Source organism: Streptomyces sp. BK022, assembly GCF_004217355.1.
GTDB lineage: Bacteria > Actinomycetota > Actinomycetes > Streptomycetales > Streptomycetaceae > Streptomyces > Streptomyces griseoluteus.
The window spans coordinates 81,865-108,539 of the sequence record NZ_SHKU01000006.1; the positions used below are offsets into that span (position 1 = coordinate 81,865).

At 70.7% G+C, this 26,675-nt stretch carries 31 protein-coding genes and 1 tRNA gene; 20 read left to right on the plus strand and 12 right to left on the minus strand.

Annotated elements, in window-relative coordinates; all coding sequences use genetic code 11:
- Positions 1-75 precede the first annotated feature (75 nt).
- Positions 76-1,350 carry a transcriptional regulator gene (locus EV284_RS24110; protein WP_130337631.1) on the plus strand — a complete coding sequence of 425 codons (1,275 nt, stop codon included), beginning with the start codon at positions 76-78 and terminating at the stop codon, positions 1,348-1,350.
- Here the strand turns inward: EV284_RS24110 and EV284_RS24115 are convergent.
- Entirely contained in the window at positions 1,331-1,990 is a 660-nt protein-coding gene (locus EV284_RS24115) for an HAD family hydrolase (RefSeq protein ID WP_130337633.1), read from the minus strand. The genes EV284_RS24110 and EV284_RS24115 overlap by 20 nt on opposite strands.
- Positions 1,991-2,144: 154 nt before the next feature.
- Here EV284_RS24115 and EV284_RS24120 point away from each other — a divergent pair, with 154 nt between their 5' ends.
- Positions 2,145-3,869 carry a PE-PGRS family protein gene (locus EV284_RS24120; RefSeq protein ID WP_242625809.1) on the plus strand — a complete coding sequence of 575 codons (1,725 nt, stop codon included), beginning with the start codon at positions 2,145-2,147 and terminating at the stop codon, positions 3,867-3,869.
- On the opposite strand, the gene EV284_RS24125 is transcribed toward EV284_RS24120, so the two are convergent.
- Positions 3,799-4,641, minus strand: a complete 843-nt coding sequence (locus tag EV284_RS24125) for a PE-PGRS family protein (RefSeq protein WP_130337635.1) — start codon at positions 4,639-4,641, stop codon at positions 3,799-3,801. The genes EV284_RS24120 and EV284_RS24125 overlap by 71 nt on opposite strands.
- Positions 4,642-4,856: 215 nt before the next feature.
- Here EV284_RS24125 and EV284_RS24130 point away from each other — a divergent pair, with 215 nt between their 5' ends.
- A complete protein-coding gene (locus tag EV284_RS24130) occupies positions 4,857-6,212 on the plus strand; it encodes a hypothetical protein (RefSeq protein ID WP_130337637.1) in 1,356 nt (451 codons plus the stop codon).
- Positions 6,213-6,585: 373 nt separating this feature from the next.
- Here the strand turns inward: EV284_RS24130 and EV284_RS24135 are convergent, their stop codons facing one another.
- Genes EV284_RS24135 through EV284_RS24145 form a run of 3 tightly spaced genes read right to left on the minus strand, consistent with a single transcriptional unit; the run spans position 6,586 to position 8,496 of the window.
- Positions 6,586-6,999 carry an arsenate reductase ArsC gene (locus tag EV284_RS24135; RefSeq protein ID WP_130337639.1) on the minus strand — a complete coding sequence of 138 codons (414 nt, stop codon included), beginning with the start codon at positions 6,997-6,999 and terminating at the stop codon, positions 6,586-6,588.
- On the minus strand, positions 6,992-8,092 hold the full coding sequence (gene arsB / locus EV284_RS24140; protein WP_130337641.1) for an ACR3 family arsenite efflux transporter: 1,101 nt from the start codon (positions 8,090-8,092) through the stop codon (positions 6,992-6,994). The genes EV284_RS24135 and arsB overlap by 8 nt, the downstream gene beginning before the upstream one ends.
- On the minus strand, positions 8,089-8,496 hold the full coding sequence (locus tag EV284_RS24145; protein WP_130337643.1) for a metalloregulator ArsR/SmtB family transcription factor: 408 nt from the start codon (positions 8,494-8,496) through the stop codon (positions 8,089-8,091). Before EV284_RS24145 ends, arsB begins: the two co-directional genes overlap by 4 nt.
- A 79-nt stretch (positions 8,497-8,575) precedes the next feature.
- Between EV284_RS24145 and EV284_RS24150 the strand changes: the two genes are divergently transcribed.
- Both EV284_RS24150 and EV284_RS24155 read left to right on the plus strand, forming a co-directional pair.
- Positions 8,576-9,040 (plus strand): ArsI/CadI family heavy metal resistance metalloenzyme, encoded by a 465-nt coding sequence (locus EV284_RS24150; RefSeq protein ID WP_130337645.1) that lies wholly within the window; start codon positions 8,576-8,578, stop codon positions 9,038-9,040.
- A 440-nt stretch (positions 9,041-9,480) separates the two neighbouring features.
- Complete coding sequence (locus EV284_RS24155) at positions 9,481-9,927, plus strand: hypothetical protein (protein ID WP_130337647.1); 447 nt, start codon at positions 9,481-9,483, stop codon at positions 9,925-9,927.
- A 67-nt stretch (positions 9,928-9,994) separates the two neighbouring features.
- Here EV284_RS24155 and EV284_RS24160 read toward each other — a convergent pair whose 3' ends face one another.
- From EV284_RS24160 to EV284_RS24175, 4 genes are all read right to left on the minus strand, one after another.
- Positions 9,995-10,585, minus strand: coding sequence for a poly-gamma-glutamate hydrolase family protein (locus EV284_RS24160; protein ID WP_130337649.1), 591 nt, complete (start codon positions 10,583-10,585; stop codon positions 9,995-9,997).
- A 6-nt stretch (positions 10,586-10,591) separates the two neighbouring features.
- Positions 10,592-12,322: a copper resistance protein CopC gene (locus tag EV284_RS24165; RefSeq protein ID WP_242625810.1), complete on the minus strand. Its 1,731-nt coding sequence runs from the start codon at positions 12,320-12,322 to the stop codon at positions 10,592-10,594.
- Positions 12,323-12,389: 67 nt separating this feature from the next.
- Positions 12,390-12,998 carry a GNAT family N-acetyltransferase gene (locus tag EV284_RS24170; protein WP_130337651.1) on the minus strand — a complete coding sequence of 203 codons (609 nt, stop codon included), beginning with the start codon at positions 12,996-12,998 and terminating at the stop codon, positions 12,390-12,392.
- Complete coding sequence (locus EV284_RS24175; RefSeq protein WP_130337653.1) at positions 12,991-15,123, minus strand: penicillin acylase family protein; 2,133 nt, start codon at positions 15,121-15,123, stop codon at positions 12,991-12,993. Before EV284_RS24175 ends, EV284_RS24170 begins: the two co-directional genes overlap by 8 nt.
- A gap of 83 nt (positions 15,124-15,206) precedes the next feature.
- Between EV284_RS24175 and EV284_RS24180 the strand changes: the two genes are divergently transcribed.
- The 5 genes from EV284_RS24180 to EV284_RS33610 all read left to right on the plus strand — a co-directional run bounded on the left by EV284_RS24180 (position 15,207) and on the right by EV284_RS33610 (position 17,957).
- The gene (locus EV284_RS24180) at positions 15,207-15,929 is read left to right on the plus strand and encodes a siderophore-interacting protein (RefSeq protein WP_130337655.1); all 723 of its coding nucleotides are present in this window, start codon (positions 15,207-15,209) and stop codon (positions 15,927-15,929) included.
- Positions 15,930-15,953: 24 nt separating this feature from the next.
- A complete protein-coding gene (locus EV284_RS24185; RefSeq protein WP_130337657.1) occupies positions 15,954-16,553 on the plus strand; it encodes an HhH-GPD-type base excision DNA repair protein in 600 nt (199 codons plus the stop codon).
- A gap of 57 nt (positions 16,554-16,610) precedes the next feature.
- The gene (locus tag EV284_RS24190; protein WP_130337659.1) at positions 16,611-17,336 is read left to right on the plus strand and encodes an HdeD family acid-resistance protein; all 726 of its coding nucleotides are present in this window, start codon (positions 16,611-16,613) and stop codon (positions 17,334-17,336) included.
- A 118-nt stretch (positions 17,337-17,454) separates the two neighbouring features.
- Positions 17,455-17,778, plus strand: a complete 324-nt coding sequence (locus EV284_RS32820) for a hypothetical protein (protein ID WP_165425633.1) — start codon at positions 17,455-17,457, stop codon at positions 17,776-17,778.
- A 56-nt stretch (positions 17,779-17,834) separates the two neighbouring features.
- On the plus strand, positions 17,835-17,957 hold the full coding sequence (locus tag EV284_RS33610; RefSeq protein WP_278045868.1) for a hypothetical protein: 123 nt from the start codon (positions 17,835-17,837) through the stop codon (positions 17,955-17,957).
- Positions 17,958-17,975: 18 nt separating this feature from the next.
- Here the strand turns inward: EV284_RS33610 and EV284_RS24200 are convergent, their stop codons facing one another.
- Positions 17,976-19,550, minus strand: coding sequence for a helicase HerA-like domain-containing protein (locus EV284_RS24200; RefSeq protein ID WP_130337661.1), 1,575 nt, complete (start codon positions 19,548-19,550; stop codon positions 17,976-17,978).
- Between the two features lie 131 nt (positions 19,551-19,681).
- On the opposite strand from EV284_RS24200, the gene EV284_RS24205 reads away from it, so the two are divergent.
- Both EV284_RS24205 and EV284_RS24210 read left to right on the plus strand, forming a co-directional pair.
- Positions 19,682-19,978 carry a type II toxin-antitoxin system VapB family antitoxin gene (locus tag EV284_RS24205; RefSeq protein ID WP_003986294.1) on the plus strand — a complete coding sequence of 99 codons (297 nt, stop codon included), beginning with the start codon at positions 19,682-19,684 and terminating at the stop codon, positions 19,976-19,978.
- Between the two features lie 123 nt (positions 19,979-20,101).
- Positions 20,102-20,743 carry a LytR C-terminal domain-containing protein gene (locus EV284_RS24210; RefSeq protein ID WP_130337663.1) on the plus strand — a complete coding sequence of 214 codons (642 nt, stop codon included), beginning with the start codon at positions 20,102-20,104 and terminating at the stop codon, positions 20,741-20,743.
- Between the two features lie 63 nt (positions 20,744-20,806).
- Here EV284_RS24210 and upp read toward each other — a convergent pair whose 3' ends face one another.
- Positions 20,807-21,442 (minus strand): uracil phosphoribosyltransferase, encoded by a 636-nt coding sequence (gene upp, locus EV284_RS24215; RefSeq protein ID WP_130337665.1) that lies wholly within the window; start codon positions 21,440-21,442, stop codon positions 20,807-20,809.
- A gap of 96 nt (positions 21,443-21,538) precedes the next feature.
- Between upp and EV284_RS24220 the strand changes: the two genes are divergently transcribed.
- The 8 genes from EV284_RS24220 (at position 21,539) to EV284_RS24255 (ending at position 26,269) form a co-directional block, all read left to right on the plus strand.
- Positions 21,539-21,763, plus strand: a complete 225-nt coding sequence (locus EV284_RS24220; protein WP_130337667.1) for a hypothetical protein — start codon at positions 21,539-21,541, stop codon at positions 21,761-21,763.
- Between the two features lie 317 nt (positions 21,764-22,080).
- Positions 22,081-22,617 carry a hypothetical protein gene (locus tag EV284_RS24225; RefSeq protein WP_130338415.1) on the plus strand — a complete coding sequence of 179 codons (537 nt, stop codon included), beginning with the start codon at positions 22,081-22,083 and terminating at the stop codon, positions 22,615-22,617.
- Positions 22,618-22,676: 59 nt separating this feature from the next.
- The gene (gene tadA / locus EV284_RS24230) at positions 22,677-23,108 is read left to right on the plus strand and encodes a tRNA adenosine(34) deaminase TadA (RefSeq protein ID WP_030806339.1); all 432 of its coding nucleotides are present in this window, start codon (positions 22,677-22,679) and stop codon (positions 23,106-23,108) included.
- Between the two features lie 79 nt (positions 23,109-23,187).
- Positions 23,188-23,272: transfer RNA gene (locus EV284_RS24235), tRNA-Ser, on the plus strand.
- Positions 23,273-23,444: 172 nt separating this feature from the next.
- Entirely contained in the window at positions 23,445-23,624 is a 180-nt protein-coding gene (locus EV284_RS24240) for a hypothetical protein (RefSeq protein WP_130337669.1), read from the plus strand.
- A gap of 28 nt (positions 23,625-23,652) precedes the next feature.
- A complete protein-coding gene (locus EV284_RS24245; RefSeq protein ID WP_130337671.1) occupies positions 23,653-23,946 on the plus strand; it encodes a Dabb family protein in 294 nt (97 codons plus the stop codon).
- 186 nt (positions 23,947-24,132) lie between these two features.
- Positions 24,133-24,996, plus strand: a complete 864-nt coding sequence (locus EV284_RS24250) for an RNA polymerase sigma factor SigF (RefSeq protein WP_130338417.1) — start codon at positions 24,133-24,135, stop codon at positions 24,994-24,996.
- A 313-nt stretch (positions 24,997-25,309) separates the two neighbouring features.
- Positions 25,310-26,269: an RNA polymerase sigma factor SigF gene (locus EV284_RS24255; protein ID WP_130337673.1), complete on the plus strand. Its 960-nt coding sequence runs from the start codon at positions 25,310-25,312 to the stop codon at positions 26,267-26,269.
- Positions 26,270-26,377: 108 nt separating this feature from the next.
- Here the strand turns inward: EV284_RS24255 and EV284_RS24260 are convergent, their stop codons facing one another.
- Positions 26,378-26,572: a hypothetical protein gene (locus EV284_RS24260; RefSeq protein ID WP_165425634.1), complete on the minus strand. Its 195-nt coding sequence runs from the start codon at positions 26,570-26,572 to the stop codon at positions 26,378-26,380.
- Between the last annotated feature and the right edge of the window lie 103 nt (positions 26,573-26,675).

Sequence of the window (26,675 nt, forward strand, 5' to 3'; positions counted from 1 at the left end):
CTCGTGGATGATTTTGCGCCGCGATGGGGACACCGCGTGTCACTCTCAGACGAGAGTTCGTCCCGGAGGAGATTCATGTCCCGTCCCGCAGGCAACACCCGACTCAAGTCCGCTCGCCTGGCTGCCGGATACAACTCGCAACAGGCCCTGGCCGACGCCATCACCAAGGCAGCACCCAAGTTGGGCATCAGGGGGCTCGCTGTCGGCGTCCGCCAGATCCGGCGTTGGGAGTCCGCCACACCGCCCTGGCCACAGCCTGACGTCCACCGAGTTCTGACCCATCTCCTGGGTCAGAGCATGGAGGACTTGGGATTCACCCCGCCCTGGGGAACCGAGAGCCGCCCTGCCGGCTCGACGGTCCGCAGCACGCCTCGTACCCCCCTGACGGGTGCACGGCTAGCCAGCGTCCCCGCGCAGACGGGCATCACAAGGCAGCCGGTCACGGTAGGCAGGGACTTCGAGGCCGTCACCCGTTCCCATCGGCACCTCTACTGGTCCGTGGCCCCGGCCGTACTTCACCCCGCGATTTTGGAGCACGCCCGTCTGGGATGCGCTCTCCTGCCCGAGACGCCGAACCCTGCTCGTCAGACCCTCGCCGGCGCACTCGCCGAGTCCTATCTTCTGGCCGGCCGCATCGAGTTCTTCGACCTACGCCAGTCCGAGCAATCCTCGGAAACCCTCTTGCGTGCCCTGCAGGCGGCGGGTGAAGCGGACGATCCTCTTCTCGGATCGGCCATCCTCGCGCACATGGCCTTCGCCCCCGGCTGGGCCGATGACCGCGAAACGGCGATCGAGCGCATGGTGGCGGCCCGCACTTACGCTCGACGTGGAGACGCCTCCGCGGAGCTCTGGGCATGGCTGGACGCGGTGGAGGCGGAATGCGAGACCCGATGCGGCGACCCTCGTGCGGCGCTCCGCCTGATCCATCACGCCGAGGACGTCCTTTCCTCGGGTCCGGAGCACCCCACTCCTGACTGGCTGGACTGGTTCAGCCGGGTGCGCCTGTCCGCGTTCAAGGGGAACACGCAGCTGAAGGCCGGCCACCTGCCGCAGGCCCGCCAGACCCTTCAGGAGGTTCTCGACGACCTGCCACCCGAGTCGGACAAGCAGCGCACGGTCATCCTCGGTGATCTCGCCGCGGTCGAGGCCGCGGACCGCCACCCGGAGGCGGCATGCCAGTACGCCGTCCAAGCCCTCGACCAGCTCGCCATCACCTGGTACGCGACGGGCATGGAGCGGATCCGCGAAGTCCGACGCACGCTCGCCCCATGGCAGAACGAGCAGTGCGTCCGAGACCTTGACGATCGTCTCTACGACTGGGGTACGACAGTCAGCGCTCTCCAGCGTTGAACTTGGCGATCTTCTCAGGCAGCTCCGCGAGCGAGTCGATGCGCATCGTGGTGATCGAGTCCGCATCCGGGTCACGCTGCTGAATCGTGCCCCATGGCCCACGCCGAATCAGAGCTGTCAGAAGCCCCGCACGCACGGCCGGGCGAATGTCGTTGTCGAGCCGGTCGCCGACGTACAGGATCTCGCCCGCCTCGGCAGGCGCCGCCTCGATGACGTGGTCGAAGAACTTCACGTCCGGCTTCGACGCCCCCCAGTCATCACTGGTGGCGATCAGGTCGGACGGAAGGTCCAGCCCGCGCAGTAGGCCACCGGCCCGCACGGTCTGGTTTCCCGCGATGCCCACCCACAGGCCGGCCTCCCGCAGCGTGGCCAGCGTGGGGCGCACGTCGGAGTAGAGGTCGTCCTCGCCGAACCACTCCGGCTTCCCGGCCGCTGCGCGCTTCTCGCGCTCCTCGGTCAGATCGAACCCCGGCCGGAACTCCTGAAACGTCTCGCGGTAGTCACGCCCCTGCGCGATGACCGCCCCGAACATCGCCGCGAACGTATGACGCGGCACTCCCAGCCAGTCCGCCCAGGTCCCGTACTCCCGGGTCTCGTCGACAAGACACTCACCCACGTCGAACACCACCGCACGAATCATGCTCCGCAGGTTAGACGGTGCGACGCGGGGAGAGGGCAGCCCCTTCAGACTGCGGCTGAATACCCGCCCCGTCTCTGCCCTGATCATGCGAGATAACTGGTGGCTTCGCCGCCCCTGCGGCAAGCGGAAGCGGGAACCTCACCCTTCTGCTTGTGTGCGGCTTGTCGAGCCCGGTACGACAGTCACCATGCACCGATGGTCGCCGCTCAACGATCGCCAGCTGACCTTGCTCACCCGCATCAGAGAGGGAACGGATCCTGTTACCTCGGCTAGCCCGGAACTTGCCCACACCGCCCGTGCCCTGAAGGGCCGGGGCCTCATCACCATGCCCAGGCGTGGCGGGAAGTGGCAGGCGGAGATCACCGATGACGGTCGCTTCTACCTGGAACACGGCCACCACCCGGACCGGCCTGAACCGACCCCGCGCAAGCAACGTCAGGTAGGCGACGAGCCGAAGCCGGAGGCTGCGAAACCTCCCCGCCGGGGGACGACACGCCCACCCGAGGCGAAGCCGCCGCCAGCGCGTCCCACGCAGCCGCCACGGCAGTCGCCCGCAGAAATCGGCGCGGCCTTGATCGCGGAGGTGCAGAAGGCCGGTCGGTTCCTTCGGATCCCGGACCCTAGCGCCGAGGAGAGGGGCCGCTATCGCCGGGCGTTCGACGCCGCCCGGCAGTGCGCCCCGGAGGGCTACCACCTGAAGTACAGCGGCCGGGCGAAGGGAGACTTCTTCCTCGGTCTGCTCCGGGTGACGGGCGAAGACGATACTGAGTGGAACCGAATCCGCCTGGCACGCAGCCGAGTGATCACCGATGTCGATGACGTGATCGCGGCGGTCACCGCGGACCACAGCGCCTTCGAGATCTCGGACGAGGTACTCCCACGGGTGCTTTCGCTCCTTCGGCTCCTCGCCGAACAGGCCCTCGCACGGCACGGCGATATCGCGGTGTCGAAGAAACGCAGACAGCCGAGACCGCTGCTCACAGTCCACGGCAGGACGTACGAGATCAGCTTCAAAGAGCGGCAGAAGCAGGTCCGTTACGTGCCCACGCAACCGGGACGGCGGACGTACGACTGGCAGCGAGTCAACCCTGCAAACCGGCTTGAACCGTCCGGCGAACTGGAACTTGCCCTGAGCCAGGGCTCGGGCTACAGCTACCGCCACAGCTGGAAGCAGGAGTGGGCCGACACCGCCAAGAAGCCCTTGGAGGGCCAGATCGACTCCGTCTTCCGAGCTCTGAAAGCGAACGCGGAGGCAGAGGAGAAGGCTCGGCTGGCACGTGAGGCGGAGCAGCAACGTCAGCGTGAGGAGCGAGAACGACAGGAAGAAGAACGTCACCGGCGGGAAGTCAAGGAACAAGAGGAGCGTCGTCAGCAGGAAGCGGAGGAGAAGGAACGCACGCGGCGGGAGTGGGAAGCAGCGATCAGCGTCGCAACGATCAAGGCAGTGGATGCCGCGCGGGTTGATCGATTCGGTACCGCCTTGGCGCAGTGGCGAGCCGCAGGGGAGATGCGGGCCTTCTGCGCCGCGCTCGACGAGGCTGCCTCCGTCTCGGACGACACCCACGAAGTCGAGCGGCTGCGCGAGTGGTCCGCGTGGGGGAAGGCCGAGGCGAACAGACTCGATCCGACCGCGCCCGGCAGGGGCCTTACCGACCACAACTTCCATGTCGAGCCCACAGGCGACCAGCTACGGCCGTTCCTCGACGGATGGCATCCGCAGCGGCCAAAAAAGGAGCAGCCTCCGAAGAGGGAAGAGCCTGAGGCGGAAGCCGAACCGCCCCGACCTGAACCGGAGCGGTGGCGCAACTTCACCGACGAACGTCTGGACCAAGGCTGGAGATTTGGACCCCGAGGTCGCGCTCAATGGTGGAGGCGATGACGCCGTGTCCGCGGTCACGTAGCGCCTTCACCGATCTCTCCACGAGTTTCCCGAGCCGGACGACCTCATCCCGCAGGGCGATCAACTCGTCGTATCGCTCGGCCTTGTCCTGGCCGCACCACTCCCGGACGGTCCGCAGAACCGCTGCTTCCGCGTCCAGCTTGCGGTCGTCCCGGCGGCGGTAGGAATACCAGGACGACTGCGTGCGCTCCTGCTCGACTGCCTGCTGCTTGCGGTCCACCTCCGGAAGGATGTCGTCGGCGAGACGGCCGGCCACGTGACGCGCGATGCGCTCAGTGACCGGCCACCCGGCCAGACACAGACCGTCGCGGTTCTCGTAGACCATCGGGTCGCCTCGCAGGTCCGCAACATCCATCCCAACAAGCCGGGCCCCCTCTTCGAGGCGGCTCAGCTCCAGGATCCCGGCGTCCGCGACGCCTCGACGCAGTCGCAGCTTGCTCTTCGGACGGACGAATCCGAGGATCATCCGCGCAGCCTCGAAGTCCGCGGTCCCCCGTACCTCCCGCGATGCCTCGGCCATCGCGAGCTCGCTCGCATCGTCCTTGCGAAATGTCTCAACGCCCTCCCAGCGGGACACAAGGCAGCTTGAGTTGACCCACTCCTGTAGTCCCGCATCATCGCCTTCGAGGAACCGAACGTGGAGCCACCCAGTCCTGCCACGCCCGCCCACACGCACGATCTCGACCCGGCGAACCGCGCCACCCAGCTCCTTCGGCCTCGCTCGGTACGCCCAGTGCTCACCCATCTCCATGTGTCTATTGAGCCAGCTCTGTTGTTCCCGTCACCACCTCATGGGAAAAGAGCAGCCACAGGCTCACCTTGTGGTCGCAGATGGTGTCCGCTCGTTCTCAAAGAGGCCGTGGCTGATTCCAGTCGTGCGCCCCCTGGTGCGTACTTGTTGCGCTCCCCGCCACGTTTCTAGCGTCCAACGGCTCACACCACACGGCAACGACAGAGGGGGCGCTGGTGAACGAGGACGGAACCAAGACCATCACCGAGATCCTGGACGAACTGAGCGCCACCTCCAACATTCAGGTCCGCTCGTCCCATGAACTCGCTGCCGAGGTCAGCAAGGCGGCTTCAGACGAAGACAAGAAGCGCGCGGAGGATGGTCGGGGCCCGCTGCGCAGGCGCACTGACTACAGGGCCGTTCGGAAAGCTCCGCGATCGCTGTCACTCACCCCTTGGCAAGTCCTGCACGCCATCGGCCTCGGCGCTGCTGCGGCCCGTCAGGGAGCCGGCCGAGGACTCGCCGAGCACTGGGGCAGCCTGCGCTACAGCCAGGCACTGGAAGCGGACCGAGGGCGTTTCCTGCAGTTGTCGTCCGAGGGGCGCGAGCTCCTGCGCTTCTACAAGGCCACGCAGTCCGGAGAGATCGGCACCGGCTTCGCCTCGCTGCTGGCCGAGCACATAGTCAGGTCCCGGTACCCCGACCACTCGGTTTCCGTGATCCCGGCGGACATCGCCCTGAAAGCCGGCTGGACCCTGCGCAGCGCTGGCACCGGGCCTCGCCCGGAGCCGTTGCAGCGACGCCCCCACTTCTTCGTCGAAGCCTGGCAGCCCGGACAGCCGTCCAAGATCTTCCTGGTGTCCTCGAAGGGGACGCACAGCAGCGTTCACCAGGTGTACAAGCAACTCAGCACCGCCAGTGCCCACGTGGAGTCAGTCCACATCGGCCCCTACGGCACTGTCCCCTACCTCCTCATAGGCACCGAGATCCCCGCCAAGGAGAGTCTCGCCCTGCATGTTCTGGAAGCGCCGGGCACGACACTGCTCCGCCCGCCCGGCGAGAAACCAGGAATCGACCTCGACCTCGCACTCGCGCAAAAAGAGTTCATGCCCGATGTCGAGCTGCCCACCGATGGCGACAGGGCGACCATTCCCGGATTCCAGGTACTACCCGAATCCTTCGCCTGGTTCAGCGTCGTGCTGGCCCGGACGGAAGCAGCCGCACTCACCGCCTTCACCGGCGGTGGCAAACCCACCGCCCAGTTCCTGACCAAGGAACAAGGGCGACGACACTTCCAGCACGACACCCACGCCGGCACGGACAGGCTGCGAGACGCGGAGCACCGCATCCACGACATCGACTTCGTCGGCACTGATCACATCTACCGTCTCAACGGCACCCGGGTAGAAGCGTTCTCCGGGCTCGAGAGAAGTCTCTACACGCATCTCCACCACGGGCACGTCAACGAGTACCGTCGCCAGGTACACGACCTGCGAGGCCAGTGGCCACCGCGCAGCACATCGAAGTACTGGAACACGGTGTCGATCCGAGCCGACGGGACAGTGCTGGCTATCCGCCTCCAGGACGAGTGACCCAGGAGCCTGCGACAGCACCTGATCCACGCCGGCGGGCTGTCGCCGCGGGTGCGCACAGCGCCGCGCAGGCGTGAGCCGCCTCCTCGACACGACTCTCATTGGTCTCAGTTCTGGTCTCATTCACCCCGGTCCGACCCCGTCCGCACGCAGTCGCTCCAGAGGCTCCGCCACAGGTCAGGACGCCCACGACCCCCGCCGGACCCCCATACGAACATTTGGAAAGCGTGTTGGGGGCAACCCCTCACGAGTTCGAATCTCGTATCCTCCGCCAGTGCCTCACCGGGCACTAACGTCGAAGGGCCCCGCTGCTTGCAGCGGGGCCCTTCGACGTTGTCCGTCCCGGTCGGCTTCCTCCGGCTGCGCCGACGGGTCAGCTGACCGGAGCGATCTCGTCGACCAGGCCGCGTACGCGCTTCTCGATCTCGTCGCGGATCGGGCGAACCGCTGCGACGCCCTGCCCGGCCGGGTCGGGGAGCTCCCAGTCGAGGTAGCGCTTCCCGGGGAAGACGGGGCAGGTGTCACCGCAGCCCATCGTGATCACGATGTCGGATGCCTGGACCGCTCTCACCGTGAGCACCTTGGGCACCTCGGCGGTGATGTCGATGCCCGCCTCCGCCATGGCCTCGACGACGGCCGGGTTGACGGTGTCGGCGGGCGCGGAGCCGGCCGAACGCACCTGTACGCGGTCGCCCGCGAAGTGGGTGAGGAAGGCAGCTGCCATCTGCGAGCGTCCGGCGTTGTGGACGCACACGAACAGGACGGACGGGGCGGCGGTGTCAGACATGGGCTGGATCTTCCTGAGGTGTGGGGACGGCGGCCGGCGCGGGGAAGCAGCGGCGCGCGTACAGGGCGACGTACACGAGGCCGATCAGAGCGGGCACCTCGATGAGGGGGCCGACGACGCCCGCGAGGGCCTGGCCGGAGGTGGCGCCGAAGGTGGCGATGGCGACGGCGATGGCCAGCTCGAAGTTGTTGCCCGCGGCGGTGAACGCCAGCGTCGTGGTCCGCGGGTAGTCGAGGCCGACCGCGCGGCCCAGGGCCATGGACCCGGCCCACATGACGGCGAAGTAGACCAGCAGCGGCAGGGCGATGCGGGCGACGTCCAGCGGCTGTGAGGTGATCGCGTCACCTTGCAGGGCGAAGAGGATGACGATCGTGAACAGCAGCCCGTACAGGGCGAAGGGGCCGATGCGCGGAATGAGCTTGGCCTCGTACCAGGCGCGGCCCTTGGCCTTCTCACCGATGCGGCGGGTGAGGTAGCCGGCCGCGAGGGGGATGCCGAGGAAGATGAGCACGCTGCGGGCGATCTCCCAGACGGACACGTCCAGCGCGGTCCGCTCCAGGCCGAGCCAGCCGGGCAGGACGGAGAGGTAGAACCAGCCCAGCGCCGAGAACGCGATGACTTGGAAGACGGAGTTCAGGGCGACCAGGACGGCGGCGGCCTCCCGGTGGCCGCACGCGAGGTCGTTCCAGATGATGACCATGGCGATGCAGCGGGCCAGGCCCACGATGATCAGGCCGGTGCGGTAGGCGGGCAGGTCCGGCAGGAACAGCCAGGCCAGGGCGAACATGAGCGCCGGGCCGACCACCCAGTTCAGCAGCAGGGACGGCAGCAGCAGGCGGCGGTCGCGGGTGACGGTGTCGAGGCGGTCGTAACGGACCTTGGCCAGCACCGGGTACATCATCACCAGCAGGCCCAGGGCGATCGGCAGGGACACTCCCGTCACGGTCACCTTGGCCAGTGCGTCACCCAGGCCGGGGGCCAGGCGGCCCAGTCCGAGTCCTACGGCCATGGCCGCGAGAATCCAGACGGCCAGGTAGCGGTCGACGAAGGACAGGCGTCCGGCCACGTCGCCTTCGGGTGCGGCAGTGCTCACGAGGCAGCTCCCGCCGGGGCGGTGCGCTCGGGCCGGGACTCATCCGCGGGACGCGTGAGGATGCCGGCGAGACGGTCGGTCATCTCCGGAACGAGCCAGTAGTAGACCCAGGTGCCGCGTCGCTCGCAGTCGATCAGGCCTGCCTGCCGCAGCAGTTTCAGGTGGTGCGAGATCGTCGGCTGGGACAACTCGAACGCCGGGGTCAGGTCGCAGACGCACACCTCACCGCCGGCCCGCGAGGCGATCATCGACAGCAGGCGCAGCCGCACGGGATCGCCCAGCGCCTTGAACACCTTCGCCAGCTCCACGGCCTGGTCCTCATCCAGGGGAGCGGTCAGCAACCCAGGGCAGCACGCTCCGGCGTCATCGCTCTGGCCGAGCACCACCAGCTCTTGATTCGACATGCCTCTATGTTGACAGCTGTCGATCCAACACACAATCTTGCATCGACGGATATCAATGCAACCCGACGGGAGTCGTGCCATGTCCCGCGCTCAGCTCGCCCTGCGTGTCAGTGACCTGGAAGCGTCGATCACCTTCTACTCGAAGCTGTTCGGCACCGAACCGGCCAAGCGGCGCGAGGGCTACGCCAACTTCGCACTCACCGAACCCCCGCTCAAGCTCGTACTGATCGAGGGGGAGCCCGGCGAGGAGACCCGCCTGGACCACCTGGGCGTCGAGGTCGAGTCCACCGACCAGGTCAACGCCGCTGCCGACCGCCTCAAGGGCGCCGGCCTGGCGACCTTCGAGGAGAACGACACCTCCTGCTGCTACGCCCTCCAGGACAAGGTCTGGGTCCACGGCCCCGGCAAGGAGCCCTGGGAGGTCTACGTCGTGAAGGCCGACGCCGGCACCCTCGGCAAGAGCGCCGACCCCCACGCCACCGGCGGCCGCACCGGCCAGGCCGCCGAGGAGAGCCCGGCAGCGGCAGGACGCACCTGCTGCTAGCGACCAACGGCCCCTGATCAGCCCGCGTCCCTCCGTCCCAGTTTCCGTCTCATCCAGCGACGGTCACTGTCGTTCAGGCGGTTCCTGCCGACGACTTCCGCTGCGCATGCGGACGGGCGTGAAACCCGGTGAACGCGCGGGGATGCTGCCGCTGGACCACCAACGGACTGGACGAACCGCGCTTCGCCGACGCGCGCCCACACGTAGATAAGGCCAGAGGCCATGGGGCCAAGCACCGCAGAGAGCGGCCCGCAGTCAAGGCAATGCCTTCGACGGGGGATCGGTCGGCACCGGGAGGGAGGGGCCGTCGCCGACTGCGGGCGTACAGGGGCGTGCGCGGGGAGCCCCCGATGGAGACAGTGCACGAGATCGCTGCTCTTGGTGGTGGATGCCGGATACGCCCCCTTCTGCCTCGCTCCTAGAGGTGCCAGTCTTTGTTCATGACGGCACCGGACAACGTGGAGAGCGGCGCCCGAGAGTACTTCGAGACCATGCGCGATACCGCCGCGGCGAAGGCCAAGGGTGCAGAGCAGCGTCTGCGGTTCTGGAACTTCGCACACGTGGCGCTTGGCAGTGCTGCCGCCATGGCCGCAGCGGCGGCAGGCGGCACAGGACTCGCAGAAGCGGGCTTGAGAGTCCTTGCTGGCGTTCTGGCCCTCGTATCCGCGTCCCTGACCGCGGCATTGGGGTTCGTCAGGCCGGACCAGAGAATCGCCAACAACAAGCGAGCACACAAGGCTTGGTCCGACATCGAGCGCGCGGCTCGTGCTGAGCTGGTCATGCTGTCCGTGCTGTCGCATGAGGAAACCCGAGCCGCGCTGGACAGGATGCGCGCAGACGCCAAGTCCGCTTACGACGCATACGGCACGACGGTTCCGCAACCCTAGGTACAACTGCCACAGCACATCCTCCGTGGTCCACATCCGAAGGTCGTGAGCAGGGTGCGTCGGGGGGTCACCGGTGACTTCCCTCTCTTTCCATCAGCGTCCGTACCACCGCCTCTAGCGCGTCCACGACGACCCGCGGCGGGACCTCCGGCTCCGTCCGCACGGGGTGGGTCGTGCGGGCCCGCACCGGGAGTTCCAGTTGGACTCCGCCGTCACGGGTCCGGTTCACCGGGTTGTCCGGGTGGAGGCCCCGCAGGGGGTGGGGGATGCCGGACAGGGTGGTGACCGGGGTGAAGGGCGAGTCGGCCAGGGCGGTGGCCAGGAGCCGGGCCGCCGGGCGGTTGGAGCCCCCCACGTAGATCGTTCGGGGGGCGGAGCGGCGGTTGTGGCCGTGGAGGGAGACCGTCAGGGTCGTGTGGGTGAGGAAGGCGGTCAGGGGGGCGCAGGGGGACATGCGGGTGGAGGGGATGTGTCTCGGGGGACCCGTCGGCTGCGTGAAGGTCAGCAGGGTGGCTCCGGTGCGGGCCGCCACCTCCCTCGCCAGTTCCGCCGTGCCGCCCTCCACCGAACCGTGCAGGGCCAGCAGGCCGATGGGGCCTGCCAGGTGCAGCGTGGTCAGGAAGGCCGCGCCCTCGATCGTCACTCGCTCCGTGTGCATCGCCCCTCAGCGTGCCACCCGTACCCGGCGGGAGACCGTCACCTGGTCCAGGTCGGAGACGCGGACCGTCACCTTCATGGTCCAGGTGCCGGGGATCGGGAGGTTGAAGGAGTTCGTGGCCCAGTAGCCGCCCCGGTCGGTGATCCCCGTGTCGAGGGGCCCCAGGCGCTGGGCCGGCAGGGTCATGGTGATGCGGAGTTCGGGCACGGCCGCCAGGGCTCCGTTCGCGCCGTAGACCACGGCCTGGACGGAATTCGGGCCCACTCGGCCGGGGTCGAAGGTGATCTGGACCTTGCCGCGGCCGTTCTCGCCCACCGTGAACGGGACCGTCGTGACCGAGGCCGCCGGGATGCCCGTCTCCGCGGTGGCCGCCTCCTCGGCCGCGCGGCCCGGAAGCGTACTGGTCAGGAGGGTCGTCAGGACCAGGACGACCACGCCCACGGCCGCCTCCGCGAGGACGGGGCGGCGCAGGTGCCGGAGCGGGAGGCCCGTCTCGGGGGCGGGTGGTTCCGGGAGGAGGGCCGGGCCCCCCGCCGGCACCGGCACCGGCACCGCCGCCTCCGTCGTCTTCGCCAGCCGTCCCGTCCACCTCCGCGACCACGCCGCCGCCCCCAGCAGCACCCCGACCGCCACCAGTTTCGCCAGCAGTACCCGCCCGTACGTCGTGTCCGTCAGCGCCTGCCACGAGCCGAGGCCGCGCCAGGACTGGTAGACGCCGGTCACGACCAGGACGATCACCGAGGTCAGGGCGAGGCGCGAGAAGCGGGTCACCACCTGCGGGGGGACGGCCGCGGCTCGCAGGGTCACGAGCAGGGCCGCCAGGCCGCCCAACCAGGACGCCATGGCCAGGAGGTGGAGGGTGGTGGAGGCGATGGCGAGGGGGACCTGGATGCCGGCCGAGGCGTGTTCGGCGGCCGACCAGGTCAGGGCGAGGGCCACGGCCAGGGTCGCGCCCGCCGTCAGGGCGGCCCGGCGCGGTACGGGCCGGCGGCGCAGGACCAGCGCGCCGGCCACCGCCGACAGCAGCAACGCCAGCCGGACGAGCAGAAGTTCACCGGGCCGTGTGGTCAGGGTGCGGCCGAGCGCGGTGAACGCCGGTGCCGTGCCCTCCTCGTACGGACCGCGCAGCAGGAGCAGGGCCAGCGTGGAGACGAGCAGCGCGGCGGTGCCGAAGACGAACAGGGGGCGCAGGGCGGCCCGATGAGGCGGGCGGCAGTACGCGACGAACGCGGCCGCCCCCAGCACCAGCGCCACCGCGAGGTACGCCAGGTAGCGGGCGATGTTGTACAGGCTGGTGGTCGTGCCGTTCTCCGCCGCGCCGGGAGCCGTCGCCGTCGTCACCGTCCGCTCGCCCACCGAGAAGGTGAGCGCGCCGGAGACGGGGTGGCTGTCGGCGGAGACCACGCGCCAGGCCACCACGTACGTGCCCTTCGCCATCCGCGCCGGCAGCGGGACGCGTACCGTGTCCGCCCGGCCGGGGGCGTGGTCGGCCTGGCCGGTGCGCAGGCGGTGGTTCTCGGGATCGTAGACCCGGAACGAGTCGGTGAGCAGGCCGACCGACTCGGTGTACGTCAGGGTCAGCGCGCGCGGGGCGCGCTGGAGAATCGTTCCGTCCTCGGGGTCGGTCGCGCGCAGGGCGGCGTGCGCGGAGGCGGGGGACGCGGTGCCGAGGACGAGCAGGAGCAGGCTCGCGGCCGCCAGCAGCACGCGCCTCAGCGCTCTTTCACGGTCGCGCACGTCGTCCCGCCTCCGTCTTCGACCCCGCCCCTGTCCCCCGCCTGTACGGATGCCGGCGGCGGGGCGCTCAAACCGTACCGGTGGCCTCCGTGAAGGCGGTCTCGCGGGTGAGGAAGGCGAGCCGGGCGCGCTTCTCCGGCAGGTACACGTCCGGCAGGTCGATCTCGGGGAGGACGACCTCGGGTCCCGCTTCGAAGCCCTGGCGTTCGAAGCGGGTGACGGCCTTGGTGTTGCGCACGTCCGGGTCCACCACGACGCGGCTGCGGTCCAGTACGCGCAGGACGTACTCCGCGACCACGGTCAGCAGGGCCGAGGTCCAGCCGGGGCGGTGGGCGTCGGGGGCGGCGGGGGCGACGAGAAGGTGGACGCCGATGTCTCCCGGGCGGACCTCGTAGCACTCGCTCACCCGGTCGGCGGCGGGGTCGTAGGTCTGGAGCAGGGCCACGGGCTCGCCGTCCTTGGTGACGAGGTGGGCGTGGTGGGTGTCGAGGGTGGCCATGTGGGCGTAGATCTCGCTCACTTGGGCCTCGGTGAGGTGCGTCATGCCCCAGAAGGCGGCTCTTTCCTGACGGACCCAGGTGTGGATCACCGCGGCGTCCGCCCCGGGGTCCAGGGGGCGGATGCCCACGGTGCCGTAGTCGGGGACGTGCTGTTCGTGGCGGGGGGTCTCAGGCATGGGATTCCTCGGGGGTGTCGGTGTGTTCGAGGGTGAGCCGGGTCCAGTCGGTGACGACCTGGGCGAGATCTCCCCCCAGCCACAGCGGGAGTTGGTCGCGGTGATGGGGGTTGCCGGGTACGCCGTCCGCGCCGAAGGGGACGATCCAGCGGCTGTTCTCGCGGTCGTCGAGGTCCCAGACGTAGCGGGCGGCGGGGCCTCGGGCCGCCAGGTCGGTGATGCCGGGGACCGCGGTGGTGCAGTTGACGCAGTCGTGGTCGCCGGCCAGGCCCGGTTCCGTGTAGGGAGGTTCGGGCAGCGCGCGCCAGGGGGCCACTCGGTGGGCGTCGGACCACGGGGTGGCCGGGGGCGCCTCCGCGATCTCCTCCAGGGCTCCGCGCACGGTCTCGCTGCGGTCTATGCCGTACAACTCCTCCGCTGCCAGGAGGTGTTCGAGAGCGAAGCCGACGCGGGCCGTGAGGGACATCCAGGGGAGGAGGACCTCCGGGTAGGCCGGGGGTTCCGTGAGGGCCGCGAATGCCGGGTGGGCGGCGAGGCGGCGGACCACTGCGGTGCGGAGGGCCGCGTACACGGCGGCCTCGGTGCTGTCGGCGTCCATGTGGCGGTTCCAGGACAGCAGCCGGTCGCGCAGGCGGGCGGCTTCCGGGGTGAGGGCGGTCAGGGTCGCGAGCCGGGCCAGGAGGGGGGCGGCCGAGGCCAGGTGGGTGTCGGTGTGGATGGCGGGGAGGTCGGTGGCGGACCAGGCGGGGCGTTGTCCGAGGAGGGTGCGGATGCGGGTGGCCCGGTGGGGCGGGGCGAACTCGACGCCGAGGGGGCCGGCGGGGCCGCGCTGGTTCGCCATCACGGCCATGCCGTCGTCCACGGCGGCGTGCGGGGGTGTGTGCCACCCCTGCCATGCGTGGCCCTTCTCCCAGGCGGGGACCACGCGAAGGCTGTTGCCACGGGCGCGTACGGGGACTCGGCCGGCGACCCTGTGGAGCACGGCGCCCGTGGTGTCGGCGGCCTGTACGACGTTGACGGGCTCGGCCCAGGCGTCCAGGGCCCTGTCCACGTCGGCGACCGTGCGGGCCCTGAGCAGGGGGAGGAGGGCGCTGAAGCCGAGGTCCTCGGTCACTCGGGGCGGGTAGCGGAGGGCGATGGCCGTGGCGTCGACGTCACCTGGACGCCCTGAGGGGACCCGCGTCCCTTCCAGCCCGCCGAGCCCCTCCGGGCCCCCCGCGATCACCGGTCCCCGCTCGGTCTCGATGACCTCGACCTCCACCGCCGGCTCGCCCGCGACCTCGACGACCTCCACCCGGCGGACGGCCCGCTGCCAGACCCCCTCGGGGGAGAGGGCCTCGACCCCCGCCCCCGTGCGGCGCAGGCGCTCCCGGTAGAGGTCCTGGTAGTCGGCCATGGCGTTGGTGATGGACCAGGCGACGGGGCCGGTGTGGGCGAAGTGGGCTGTGCCGGGGACGCCGGGGACGGCGAGGCCGACGACGTCGAACTCGGGGCAGGACAGGCGGATCTGCTGGTAGACGCCGGGTTCCTCCAGGAAGCGGTGGGGGTCGCCGGCGAGGAGGGGGAGGCCGGTGGTGGTGCGGGTGCCGGAGAGGAGCCAGCCGTTGCTGCCCGCGGTGCCGGGGCCGTCCGTGGCGAAGAGGCCGACCGCGTCGGGACCGAGGTGCCGTATCGCCTCCTCGCGCCACAGCTTGGCCGGGAACCCGGCGAACAGGATGTGCGTGCCCAGCCAGACGCCGAGCGGGGTCCACGGCTCCCAGCGACCGGGAGCCAGGCCCACCCGCCTGAACTCCGGTGTGCGCGCGGCCCCTTCGGCAAGGCCCGCGTTGACGCCGTCGGCGTAGGCGCGGACCCAGTCCGCCGTCTCCGGGTCCCGCCTCTCCAGGGCGGCGAAGCACCGTCTCGCCGTGTCGTCGAGGCGGGCACGGCGGGCGAAGACGTCCCAGGGGAGCGCGGAGGCGCCGAGGAAGGAGGCCGAGGTGCCCCGCGCGCGGTGCCGTTCGACCTCCAGTTGCCAGGCGCGGTCGACGGCGGTCACCCGTCCCTGGGCGCGGGCGAGTTCGCGGGCGCTGGGGGCGCGCAGATGGGGAATGCCCCAGGCGTCGCGGTAGGTCTCGGTGGTCACCCTGGAGCACCCTTCCCTTTTAGGTTAGCCTTGCCTAACTTCACAGTCAGGTGAGGGAATCGTACGCGAGGGGCGGGGACACGATGGGTCAGGGCCGGGGCTGGGAGGGCGCGGTACTCAGACTGCTGCGGGCGAGGGACTTCACGTTCACGGTGACCGGCACCGAGGACGTCACCCCGCACTACCGCCGGCTGCGGATGACCGACGGCGGACTGCTCGCGGCGACCGGCGTGCACCCCACGATGTGGGCCCGCCTGTGGTTCTCCGCCGGCGGCCGCCCCCACCAGCGCGCGTACACCCTGGTCGACCCCGATCCCGGGACCGGCACCTTCGCCCTGGAGTTCGCCCTGCACGAGGGGTGCGCCTCGGACTGGGCCCGCGCGGCCAAGGAGGGCGACACCGTCGAGGCGACCGTCCAGGGCACCGGCTTCCAGCGCCCCGACCCCGACCCCTCGCACATCCTGGCGGTCGGCGACACCGCCTCGCTTCCCGCGATCAACTCCCTTCTCACTGCGCTGGGTTCGGCCCCGGCGACCGTCTGGTTCGAGGGCACCCTCGACGGACTCCCGTCCGTCGCCGATCCCGAACGGCACGAGATCCGCGAGGTACCGCGCCAGGAGGCCGGAAGGCACCTGGTCGAGCGGGTCCGCGCCGAGCTGCCCGAGATCCTGTCCGGCACCGAGCACCCGTACGTCTGGATCGCCTGCGACACCGCGACCACCCGCGCGCTCGGTTCGTACGTCCGCAGGGAACTCGGCGTGCCCAGGCAGCGGGTGCACGCGCAGGGGTACTGGCGGGCGGACTGAACCCGCGCGCGGGATCATGGCCGCATGGACGTGACCCTGCACCTCGCCCAGGACCCCGACGCCGACGCGCTGCTCGGCCGCAGCCCGCTCGCCGCGCTCACCGGGATGCTGCTGGACCAGCAGATCCCGATGGAGTGGGCCTTCAAGGGCCCGGAGACGATCGCGCGCCGCATGGGCGCCGACGACCTGGACGCGCACGACATCGCCGCCCGCGACCCCGAGGAGTTCGCCGCGCTGCTCTCCGAGAAGCCGGCCGTGCACCGCTATCCGGGGTCGATGGCCAAGCGGGTGCAGGCGCTGTGCCAGTACCTGGTCGAGCACTACGACGGTGACGCCGAGGCGGTGTGGCGGGACGCCGGCAGCGGGGCCGAGCTGCTCAGGCGCCTGGAGGCGCTGCCGGGGTTCGGCAGGCAGAAGGCGCAGATCTTCCTCGCCCTGCTCGGCAAGCAGCTCGGCGTGACGCCGAAGGGGTGGCGGGAGGCGGCCGGGGCGTACGGCGAGACGAGGTCGTACCGCTCCGTCGCCGACATCACCGGGCCGGAGTCGCTGGCCAAGGTGCGGGCGCACAAGCAGGAGATGAAGGCGGCGGCCAAGGCGGCGAAGGCGGCCAGGCCCGCGGAGTAACACCCGCCGGGCGCCCCCCGAGTGGCGGAATGTCCCCGTTCGGTCCAAGCATGGAATATGACCGAGCCTCCCATCGGCGGCCCCACGCAGGGCGGCCCGTACGAACCGAACGCCGGCCCGGGCCAGGCCCAGCCCGGTACCGCTCCCGGCCCCGACGCGGTCCGGATGGACAAGGACCGTGAGCGCGCGGAGCGGGAGCGCCACGACCAGGAGGAGCCGTTCGAGGGACCGCTGCACATGCTGTCCCAGGCGGCCTGGCAGGTCGTGCTGCTCACCGGTATCGCGTCGCTGATCCTCGGCATCCTGGTGCTGGTCTGGCCGGGCGCCACGCTGGTCGCGGTCGGCGTGCTGTTCGGCCTCTATCTGCTGGTCAGCGGCGTCTTCCAGCTGGTCTCCGCCTTCGGTACGCACAAGAAGACCTCGCTGCGGGTGCTGGCCTTCCTCAGCGGCGGGCTGTCGATCCTGCTGGGCCTGCTCTGCTTCAGAGGGCCGATGCAGTCGATCCTGCTGCTGGCGCTGTGGATCGGCATCGGCTGGCTGATCCGGGGTGTCACGCAGACCATGGCCGCCGTCTCCGACAAGGGGATGCCGGCGCGCGGCTGGCACATCTTCCTCGGCGTCGTCACCTTCATCGCCGGCATCGTGCTGATCGACTCCCCCTTCGAGTCGATCGCCGTGCTGACCCTGGTCGGCGGCTGGTGGCTGATCGTCGTCGGCATCGTCGAGATCATCACCTCCATCCGGATCAAGGGCCGCGCCAAGGACATCCCGCAGACGGTCTGATCCCGGGTTCCCTCCGCTCCGTCTCCGGTCGTCAACCTCCCGCCGTCGTCGTACGCCGTGCGGGCGGACTTGGGCGGCCGGAGGCGGAGCGGGGGGTTCCGGCGGGCAGAAATCCCGCGTGAGCACCGCGCGTCCTCGTGCCTCGCGCGCCCGGAGCTGGTTCCGGGCGCTCGTGCTGCTGCTCGCCCTGTCGGTGTCCGGCGGCCATGTGGCCCTCGCGCAGACCGGCCCGGTGCCGGGCATGGCCCAGGAGCACGAGCACGACGTGCACGCCACCCCGGCCCGCCCCGGCGCCCGCCCCCGGCACCACGCCGACGCCCCCGACCGCACCGCTCCCCCGCCCGCCCCCGCGTCCGCCTCGGCCGGCGCGGCACCGGGCCCGGAGCGCACGCGGCCCCCGTACACCACCCCCCTCCTGAGCACGGTCGTCCTGCGCTGCTGAGCGGGCCGAGCAGTCGGCACCGCCCATGTCAGCTCCGAAACAGGAGGACCACAGCCATGCCCACCGACCCTTACGCGGTCCTGCGCGCCCTGCTGCGCGCCGAGGCCCGGCGCAACGCGCCCCACCACCGGGACGAGACGGCCCAGCGTCAGCGGCCGACCGAGGAAAAGCACCGCTGACGCACCGGCGGGGGCGGCTCACCTCCCCCGCCGTGCCGTGCCGAAGAGCGAGCGGGTGATCTCCCGGCCGAGCTGCGTGCCCACCGAGCGCGCCAGCGACCTGAACATCCCGCTGCCGACGACCTGTTCCACCAGCGAGGGTTCCTCGGCCGGAGCCTTCTCCCGCCTGGTCCCGGGTGCCTCGGCGGAGGCGGGAGGCCGGGCCTGGGCCGCCGTCAGCTTCTCGTACGCCGACTCGCGGTCCACAGCCTGTGCATAACGTCCGTGCAGCGGCGATTCCCGCACCGCCCGGTCGAGCTCGGCCGCGTCCACCGGGCCCATCAGGGACTCCGGGGCGAAGAGCCGGGTGGCGGCGACCGGGGTGGGGGCGCCGTTCTCGCTGAGCACGGTGATCACGGCTTCGCCGGTGCCGAGCCCGGTGAGCAGTTCCTCCAGGTCGTAGGGGGAGTCGGGGAAGGTCCTCACGGTCGCCTTCAGCGCCTTCTGGTCGTCCGGGGTGAAGGCGCGCAGGGCGTGCTGGACGCGGTTGCCGAGCTGGCCGAGCACGTCGGAGGGGACGTCCTTGGGGGTCTGGGTCACGAAGAAGACGCCGACGCCCTTGGACCGGATCAGCCGCACGGTCTGCGTGATGGCGTCCAGGAACGCGGCCGAGGCGTCGTGGAAGAGCAGATGCGCCTCGTCGAAGAAGAACACCAGCTTCGGCTTGTCGGCGTCCCCCACCTCGGGCAGGTCGTGGAAGAGGTCGGCCAGCAGCCACATCAGGAACGTCGAGAACAACTGCGGCTTGTCCTGCACCGCGGGCAGCTCCAGTACGGAGACCAGGCCCCGCCCGTCCGGGGCGAGGCGCAGCAGGTCGGCGGTGTCGAACTCGGGCTCGCCGAAGAAGTCCGCCATGCCCTGCGCCTCGAACGCGGTCAGCGAACGCAGGATCACCCCGGCCGTGGCCGTGGACAGGCCGCCGATGCCCCTCAGTTCGGGCCTGCCCTCGTCGGAGGTGAGGAAGGCGACGACCGCGCGGAGGTCCTTGAGGTCGATCAGCTCCAGGCCCTTGGTGTCGGCGTAGTGGAAGATCAGGCCGAGGGACTGCTCCTGAGTACGGTTCAGGCCCAGCACCTTGGAGAGCAGGACGGGCCCGAAGCTGGTGACGGTGGCCCGCACCGGGATGCCGTGGCCGATCCCGCCGAGCGCCAGGAACTCCACCGGGAAGCCCTCGGCCGACCAGCTCTGCCCGGTCTGAGCCGCGCGCGTGCTCACCCGGTCCCCGCCCTGGCCGGGCCGGGCGATACCGGAGAGGTCGCCCTTGACGTCCGCGAGGAACACCGGGACGCCCTGGGCGGAGAGCTGCTCGGCGACGAGCTGGAGCGTCTTGGTCTTGCCGGTGCCGGTGGCGCCCGCGACCAGGCCGTGCCGGTTCAGCATCGGCAGGGGCACCCGTACGCGCGCCTCCGGGTGGCACACCCCGTCCCACAGCAGCGCGCCGAGGTCCAGCGCGGGGCCCGTGAAGGCGTAGCCGGCCGCGATCGGGCGTGCCGCGTCGGGCAGTTGTGCCGGGCCGGGACCGCCGGGGGCGGGCGTGGTCGCGCGGTCGCTCATCTCAAGGCCCCTCGTCCCGGCGACGGCTACTGCCGGTAGTCGCCGTAATGCCCGCTTTGCCGTGTCTTTTTCAGCGTCGCACTCCGCCGCCATGGCTGCGCCCGGAACGTCTGGGCCGGTAGGCTTTCCGTGTGATCTTCAAGCGCATCGGAAACGGCCGGCCGTACCCCGACCACGGCCGGGAGAGCACCCGGCAGTGGGCGGATGTCGCGCCGCGCCCGGTCCGCCTCGATCAGCTCGTGACCACCAAGCAGCAGCTCGACCTGGAGACGCTGCTCGCCGAGGACTCCACGTTCTACGGCGACCTCTTCGCCCACGTCGTGAAGTGGCAGGGCGACCTCTATCTGGAGGACGGGCTGCACCGCGCGGTCCGCGCCGCGCTCCAGCAGCGCCAGGTGCTGCACGCCCGCGTCCTCGAACTGGGCTGACGGGCCTTCCGGGCAAGCCCGACTGGCCCGTACGGACCGCCGGTTACCCCTTTCGGGTGCGGCTACGCCGGATGGACTGATCATCTAATAGGCATCGCGGCCTCGGCGCACTACGCTGCGCTCATGAGCATGCTGACTCCCCCCGGCATGGGCGGTAAATACCGGATCACAGGGGACACCTACCCTCGGATGCGCCCGCCCCGGCGACGCGGCAGGCTCGTCGCCGCCGTCGTGGCCTCCGTGGCCGCGCTGGGCGTCGCCGGCTGGGGCACGCTGCAGCTCATCGACGTCTTCACCGGCGGCGACGGCTCGGTGTCCGGTCACGCGGCGGACTGCCGCACCAAGGTCGCCAAGGCGGCTCCGGTCAAGGCCCTGCCCAAGCCCGGCACCATCACCGTGAACGTCTACAACGCCACCACGCGCTCCGGGCTCGCCAAGCAGACGGCGGACGAGCTGAAGAAGCGCGGCTTCAAGATCGGCGACGTGGGCAACGCGGACAAGCAGTTCGACAAGAAGGTCAAGGGCACCGGGATGCTCATCGGTCCCGCCACCGCCCTCGACACCACGCTGCCGGTACTGAGCACCCAGCTCACCGACGCCGAGCGGCGGACCGACGCGGCCCGCAAGGGCGCGGTGCTCGACCTGGTGATCGGGGACAGGTTCACGTCCCTGACCCAGCGGCCGGCGGCCGACAGCGCGGTGACCAAGCTGACCGCGCCGGAGCAGGTGGCCGCGGCCACGACCGCCAAGAAGAAGACCTGCTGAACCCGGAAGCACGAAGAAGGGGGGCCACCCGGCCGGGCGGCCCCCCTTCCGGTGTCCTCGTACCTACTCGGCCGCGCCGTACAGGCGGTCGCCGGCGTCGCCCAGGCCCGGCACGATGTAGCCCTGCTCGTTCAGGCGCTCGTCCACCGCGGCGGTGACCACGGTGACCGGGCTGCCGGCCAGCTCGCGCTCCAGGATCTCCACGCCCTCGGGGGAGGCCAGCAGGACCACGGCGGTCACGTCGTCCGCGCCGCGGCCGATCAGCTCGCGGATGGCCGCGACGAGGGTGCCGCCCGTGGCCAGCATCGGGTCCAGGACGTACACCTGGCGGCCGGAGAGGTCGTCCGGCATGCGGGAGGCGTAGGTCTCCGCCTGGAGCGTCTCCTCGTTGCGGATCATGCCGAGGAAGCCCACCTCGGCGGTCGGCAGCAGCCGGACCATGCCGTCCAGCATGCCGAGGCCGGCGCGCAGGATCGGCACCACCAGCGGGCGCGGGCGGGCGAGCTTGACGCCGGTGGTCCGGGCGACCGGGGTCTGGATGTCGACGGCCTCGGTGCGCACGTCGCGCGTGGCCTCGTAGGCGAGCAGGGTGACCAGCTCGTCGGCGAGACGACGGAAGGTCGCGGAGTCGGTGCGCTGGTCGCGCAGCGTGGTGAGCTTGTGAGCGACCAGGGGGTGGTCGACGACGTGGAGACGCATGCCTTCAACAGTAACCGTGCCCGCCCTGTGCCCCGTCTCGGCATCAAAACGCCCGTCCGGGGGAATGCGCACAGGACCGACCGGGGTGGTGAAACCGTGGCTGACCTGCCGAACCTGCCGAACAACGGCCCGGCGACGACCGGGGAGATCGGGCCCTTTCGGCCCCCACGGCCCGAGACGGAGGCCGAACGCAGGCGCCGCCGGGCCCAGTTCCTCCGTGACCTGGCCGAGGCCCGGCAACTGCGCGACCGGATCCAGCCGCGCCGCGCCAAGGCGGCCCGGCTGCGCCACGCCATGCGCATGCGAACGTTCCGCTGGTAGCCCCGGCCGTCGTACGGTCTCGTCAGCAGGCACCGGGCAAAGCTCCCGGCGAGGATGATCGGCGCTCGCGACGCCGCGTACGATCCGCAGGTGGCGGCAACGGGTGCGCTGGTGAGCCCTTCACGGACCCACGGTCGGCCGGTTTGGTGACGGCCGGCCGAAACAGCCGGACACAGGGAGCCGAAGACGTCCCCTGAACGACTTGTTTCTGCCACGATTCCCAGTGGGCGGACCCCGGAGTGCAGCTGCTCCCCCGCCCGGACCTCCGCCGGGGGGACCCCCCGACCGGCACACCTATGACCAGTGGGAGAGTCACGGTGTACTTCGCCGCACTGCTCGCGCGCACCGAAGACGGGTGGGAAGCGAGCGACACGGAGCTTGACGACGTGGAGACCCTGTCCGATCTGGCCGACCTCGCCCGCGAGGCGTCGCCGGAGGAGGACACGGTGCTCGTCCTGATCGAGCAGGAGGACTCCTGGTTCGGGGTCGTCCGGGTGGACGGGGAGGAGGACCCCCGCATCTACGTCTCCGACGCGGCCGCTGCCGCCCGCAGCGCCTACGGGGAGCTGCTCCTCACCGACGAGCTGCTGGGCCGGGAGCCCGGCGCGGACGACGGGCCCGACCTGGACTCCCTGGACCTCGACGGCACCGAGGACGGCGAGTCCGGGGAGGCCGAGGAGGGCGAGGACTCCCCGGACACCGACGCCGTCCCGCACAGCCCGGTCGGCGACCGCGAGATCCTCGGCGATCTCGGGATCGGCGAGAAGGAGCTGCGCGCCCTGGACGCGAACGACGCCCTGGGCACGATCGCCGAGGTGCTGGGCGCCTCGGAAGTACTGGAGACCGTCCGCTGACCGCGCCGCACGAGACCCGAGGAACCGTGGACCCGGTGCGCGACCCCTGGCGTCCCGCGATGCGGCTCGCCCTGGCCGAGGCCGGGCGGGCCGCGCTCGGCGGCGACGTCCCGGTGGGCGCCGTCGTGCTCGGCCCGGACGGCACCACCGTGCTGGGCGCCGGGCACAACGAGCGTGAGGCGACCGGCGATCCGACCGCCCACGCCGAGGTGCTGGCGCTGCGCCGGGCCGCCGCCGCGCTCGGCGAGTGGCGGCTGACCGGCTGCACGCTGGTGGTGACGCTGGAGCCGTGCACGATGTGCGCGGGCGCCCTGGTCCAGTCCCGCGTCGAACGGGTCGTCTACGGCGCCCGCGACGACAAGGCGGGCGCGGCCGGCTCGCTCTGGGACGTCGTGCGCGACCGGCGGCTCAACCACCGGCCGGAGGTCGTGGAGGGCGTGCTCGCCGAGGAGTGCGCCCGGCCGCTGACGGAGTTCTTCAGAGGGCGCTGAGAGACCCTGAAAGCCCTGCCGGGAGGGGCTCCGGCCATCGATTTCTGCCGATGGGGCACCTTGCTGTAAGGTCTCCCTCGGTAGCGTGTCCGAGCGGCCGAAGGAGCTCGCCTCGAAAGCGAGTGTGGCGCAAGTCACCGAGGGTTCAAATCCCTCCGCTACCGCTTGAGAAGGGCCCCGTCTTCGGACGGGGCCCTTCGTGCGTCCCGGCCGCGTCCCGGCTCGGGGCTCCCAATCGACAATCGTGGCCGTCCTGTTGGGTGCGCGAAGGCCCGTGGCGGTTACACTCGCCGCCGCAGGCAGGTCAGTGGGGCCGATGGGACAGGGGAGGCCGCGGTGGCGGTGAACGCCAAGAAGATCGTCGTGTTCGCGCTCGTGGTCTTCGCCATGTACGTGATCATCACCGACCCGGCCAAGGCGGCCGACTACGTCCAGATAGCCTTCGAGGGCATATCGGACGCCGCCGGGGCCATCGGGGACTTCATGACCTGGGTCGTGGGCGGCGCGAAGAACTGACCGGCCGAAAGAGCAAGAGGTACGCCGCATGATCCGGCACCTGGTCCTGTTCAAGCTCGACGAGGGCGTCGAGCGCGACGACCCGCGCGTCCAGGAGGGCGTGGCCGCCTTCCGCGCGCTCGGCGGCCAGATCGACGAGCTGCGCTCCTGGGAGTGCGGCTGGAACGTCACCGACCGCCCCATCGCCTACGACTTCGCCATCAACTCCTCCGTCGAGGACGCCGCCGCCCTCCAGCGCTACCTGGACCACCCCGCCCATCAGGCGGGCGTCGCGCTGTGGCGGGAGTTCGCCACGTGGGTGATCGCCGACTACGAGTTCTGAGGGCCCGGCGGCCCCGGAACGAGAAGCCCTCCGCCGTTACGGCGGGGGGCTTTTTCCTGTCCGGCGATCCATCCATTGGCGTCGTTTGAGGGCCAACACGGCGTTATGCGGTGCTTGCACACAGTGCACATGTCTTGTGATGCTATGACCGCTTTTGACGGATGATTGACCGATGAAGAGGTGGCGTTGACCGTGTCGGCCAGTACTGCGCCGCCCCAGGCGGAGGCGCCCGCGACCCTCCCCGAGCCCTCCGCCGAACCCTCCGCCGCACCCCCTCCCGAGAAGCGCCGGGGCGCCGACACCCGCGCCCTGACCCAGGTGCTCTTCGGTGAGCTGAAGAACCTGACACCGGGCACCCCGGAGCACCACCGGGTCCGCGGGGCGCTCATCGAGGCCAACCTCCCGCTGGTGCGCTACGCCGCCGCACGCTTCCGCTCCCGCAACGAGCCGATGGAGGACGTGGTCCAGGTCGGCACCATCGGGCTGATCAACGCCATCGACCGCTTCGACCCCGACCGGGGCGTGCAGTTCCCGACCTTCGCCATGCCGACCGTGGTCGGCGAGATCAAGCGGTACTTCCGGGACAACGTCCGCACCGTGCACGTACCGCGCCGGCTGCACGAGCTGTGGGTGCAGGTGAACGGGGCCACCGAGGACCTCACCACCGCGCTCGGCAGATCGCCCTCCACCGCCGAGATCGCCGAGCGCCTCAGGATCAGCGAGGAGGAGGTGCTGTCCTGCATCGAGGCGGGCCGCTCGTACCACGCCACCTCGCTGGAGGCCGCGCAGGAGGGCGACGGGCTGCCCGGACTGCTGGACCGCATCGGGTACGAGGACCCGGCGCTGGACGGCGTCGAACACCGCGACCTCGTCCGGCACCTGCTGGTCCAGCTTCCCGAGCGTGAGCAGCGCATCCTGCTGCTCCGCTACTACAGCAACCTGACCCAGTCGCAGATCAGCGCCGAACTCGGCGTCTCCCAGATGCACGTCTCCCGGCTGCTCGCCCGGAGCTTCCAGCGCCTCAGATCGGCCAACCGGATCGAGGCATGACCGGCGCACGGGAGCACGGAACGGAAAACAGCAGGTAGCAGCCGTTCGCATGCGGGATCGAATGATCACCGCCAGGAGCGAATCACGGCACGTCGGCAGTGTCGGCAATTGTGCGCCGAAAGCCCGTCAGACCCCGTTCTGCCAGGGCTTTTTGGCGTCTCACGTGTCGACATGTCACTACAGCGCGTTGCCGACATGTGACATTCTGCGGGAAGCGCGTTTGCCGGAGCTTCGGCGCCGGTATTCAGGTGAAGGCCGCGCTGTCCGATCAGGGCAGTGCGCCGCGACCGTCCCGCGACCCAAAGGGGGTGGCATGTCCGCAGAACAGGGCAGCTCGAAGGTGCTCACGAAGACCGTGGCAGCGCCGCAGAAGCTCGACGCTCTCGACGTCCTCGACGGCTTCGAGGGCGCTCAGGCCCTCGACGCCGCGCCCGCCCCCGCCGTCCCGGCACCGGCGCCCGACGCGGCCCCGGCCGCCGAGGAGGCCGTGCAACTGCCGGTGCCCTCGGGGGACATCGACACCCGCACCCTGTCCCGTTCCCTGTTCCTGCGGCTCGCCGCGCTCGGCGAGGACAGCCCGGAGCGGGGCTACGTCCGGGACACCCTGATCGAGCTGAACCTCCCGCTGGTGCGGTACGCCGCGGCCCGCTTCCGCTCGCGCAACGAGCCGATGGAGGACATCGTCCAGGTCGGCACCATCGGGCTGATCAAGGCGATCGACCGCTTCGACTGCGAACGGGGCGTGGAGTTCCCGACGTTCGCCATGCCGACGGTCGTGGGCGAGATCAAGCGGTTCTTCCGCGACACCTCGTGGTCGGTGCGGGTGCCGCGCCGGCTGCAGGAGCTGCGCCTGGCGCTGACCAAGGCGAGCGACGAGCTGTCCCAGCGGCTCGACCGCTCCCCGACCGTGCCGGAGCTCGCGGCCGCGCTCGGTGTCTCCGAGGAGGACGTGGTCGACGGTCTGGCGGTGGGCAACGCCTACACCGCCTCCTCGCTCGACTCCCCGGCCCCCGAGGACGACGGCGGCGAGGGCTCGCTGGCCGACCGCCTCGGCTACGAGGACACGGCGCTGGAGGGCGTGGAGTACCGGGAGTCGCTCAAGCCGCTGCTGGCCAAGCTGCCGCCGCGCGAGCGCCGGATCATCATGCTGCGCTTCTTCGCCAACATGACCCAGTCGCAGATCGGCGAGGAGGTCGGCATCTCGCAGATGCACGTCTCGCGGCTGCTGACCCGCACGCTGTCCCAGCTCCGCGAGGGTCTCGTCTCGGACTGACGGACCCGCAGACCGACGGGCCGAAAGGCCCGCCCGGCCCGTGTCGCGCGCTTCGGCGCGGACGCGGGCCGCGGCCTTTTCACAGGGCTCCCGGAGGGAGCCGGAGGGTCACTTCAGCGCGAGCCAGGCGACGGCCGCGACGACGGTCACGGCCACGATGACGCCGATGATCAGGCCGACGCGAGGACCGGAGGAAGCCGCCTCCTGCTGGCGAGCCGGGGGAGTCTCGTCGACGAACGCGCGGAACATCTGAGTGCTGCCTGCGGGGTCGTAATTGCCCTGGGGGCCCTGGGTGTTAGCCATGGGCCGAGACACTAGCGAATCCGGGTGCCCACCCCAAGTGCGGGGCCATGGGGACAGAGGCGGGCAGGTCACCCGCGTTCACCTGCACATTTACGATCGCAAT

Coding starts and splice junctions, on each gene's coding strand:
- EV284_RS24210 (WP_130337663.1), top strand. CDS start 20,102: ATGAGCATGCTGACTCCCCCCGGCATGGGCGGTAAATACCGGATCACA.
- EV284_RS24150 (WP_130337645.1), top strand. CDS start 8,576: ATGTCCCGCGCTCAGCTCGCCCTGCGTGTCAGTGACCTGGAAGCGTCG.
- upp (WP_130337665.1), bottom strand. CDS start 21,442: ATGCGTCTCCACGTCGTCGACCACCCCCTGGTCGCTCACAAGCTCACC.
- EV284_RS24190 (WP_130337659.1), top strand. CDS start 16,611: ATGACCGAGCCTCCCATCGGCGGCCCCACGCAGGGCGGCCCGTACGAA.
- EV284_RS24200 (WP_130337661.1), bottom strand. CDS start 19,550: ATGAGCGACCGCGCGACCACGCCCGCCCCCGGCGGTCCCGGCCCGGCA.
- EV284_RS24115 (WP_130337633.1), bottom strand. CDS start 1,990: ATGATTCGTGCGGTGGTGTTCGACGTGGGTGAGTGTCTTGTCGACGAG.
- EV284_RS24125 (WP_130337635.1), bottom strand. CDS start 4,641: ATGGAGATGGGTGAGCACTGGGCGTACCGAGCGAGGCCGAAGGAGCTG.
- EV284_RS24260 (WP_165425634.1), bottom strand. CDS start 26,572: ATGGCTAACACCCAGGGCCCCCAGGGCAATTACGACCCCGCAGGCAGC.
- EV284_RS24245 (WP_130337671.1), top strand. CDS start 23,653: ATGATCCGGCACCTGGTCCTGTTCAAGCTCGACGAGGGCGTCGAGCGC.
- EV284_RS24180 (WP_130337655.1), top strand. CDS start 15,207: ATGGGTCAGGGCCGGGGCTGGGAGGGCGCGGTACTCAGACTGCTGCGG.
- EV284_RS24135 (WP_130337639.1), bottom strand. CDS start 6,999: ATGTCTGACACCGCCGCCCCGTCCGTCCTGTTCGTGTGCGTCCACAAC.
- EV284_RS33610 (WP_278045868.1), top strand. CDS start 17,835: ATGCCCACCGACCCTTACGCGGTCCTGCGCGCCCTGCTGCGCGCCGAG.
- EV284_RS24110 (WP_130337631.1), top strand. CDS start 76: ATGTCCCGTCCCGCAGGCAACACCCGACTCAAGTCCGCTCGCCTGGCT.
- EV284_RS24170 (WP_130337651.1), bottom strand. CDS start 12,998: ATGCCTGAGACCCCCCGCCACGAACAGCACGTCCCCGACTACGGCACC.
- EV284_RS24255 (WP_130337673.1), top strand. CDS start 25,310: ATGTCCGCAGAACAGGGCAGCTCGAAGGTGCTCACGAAGACCGTGGCA.
- EV284_RS24185 (WP_130337657.1), top strand. CDS start 15,954: ATGGACGTGACCCTGCACCTCGCCCAGGACCCCGACGCCGACGCGCTG.
- EV284_RS24145 (WP_130337643.1), bottom strand. CDS start 8,496: ATGTCGAATCAAGAGCTGGTGGTGCTCGGCCAGAGCGATGACGCCGGA.
- tadA (WP_030806339.1), top strand. CDS start 22,677: ATGCGGCTCGCCCTGGCCGAGGCCGGGCGGGCCGCGCTCGGCGGCGAC.
- EV284_RS24155 (WP_130337647.1), top strand. CDS start 9,481: ATGACGGCACCGGACAACGTGGAGAGCGGCGCCCGAGAGTACTTCGAG.
- EV284_RS24160 (WP_130337649.1), bottom strand. CDS start 10,585: ATGCACACGGAGCGAGTGACGATCGAGGGCGCGGCCTTCCTGACCACG.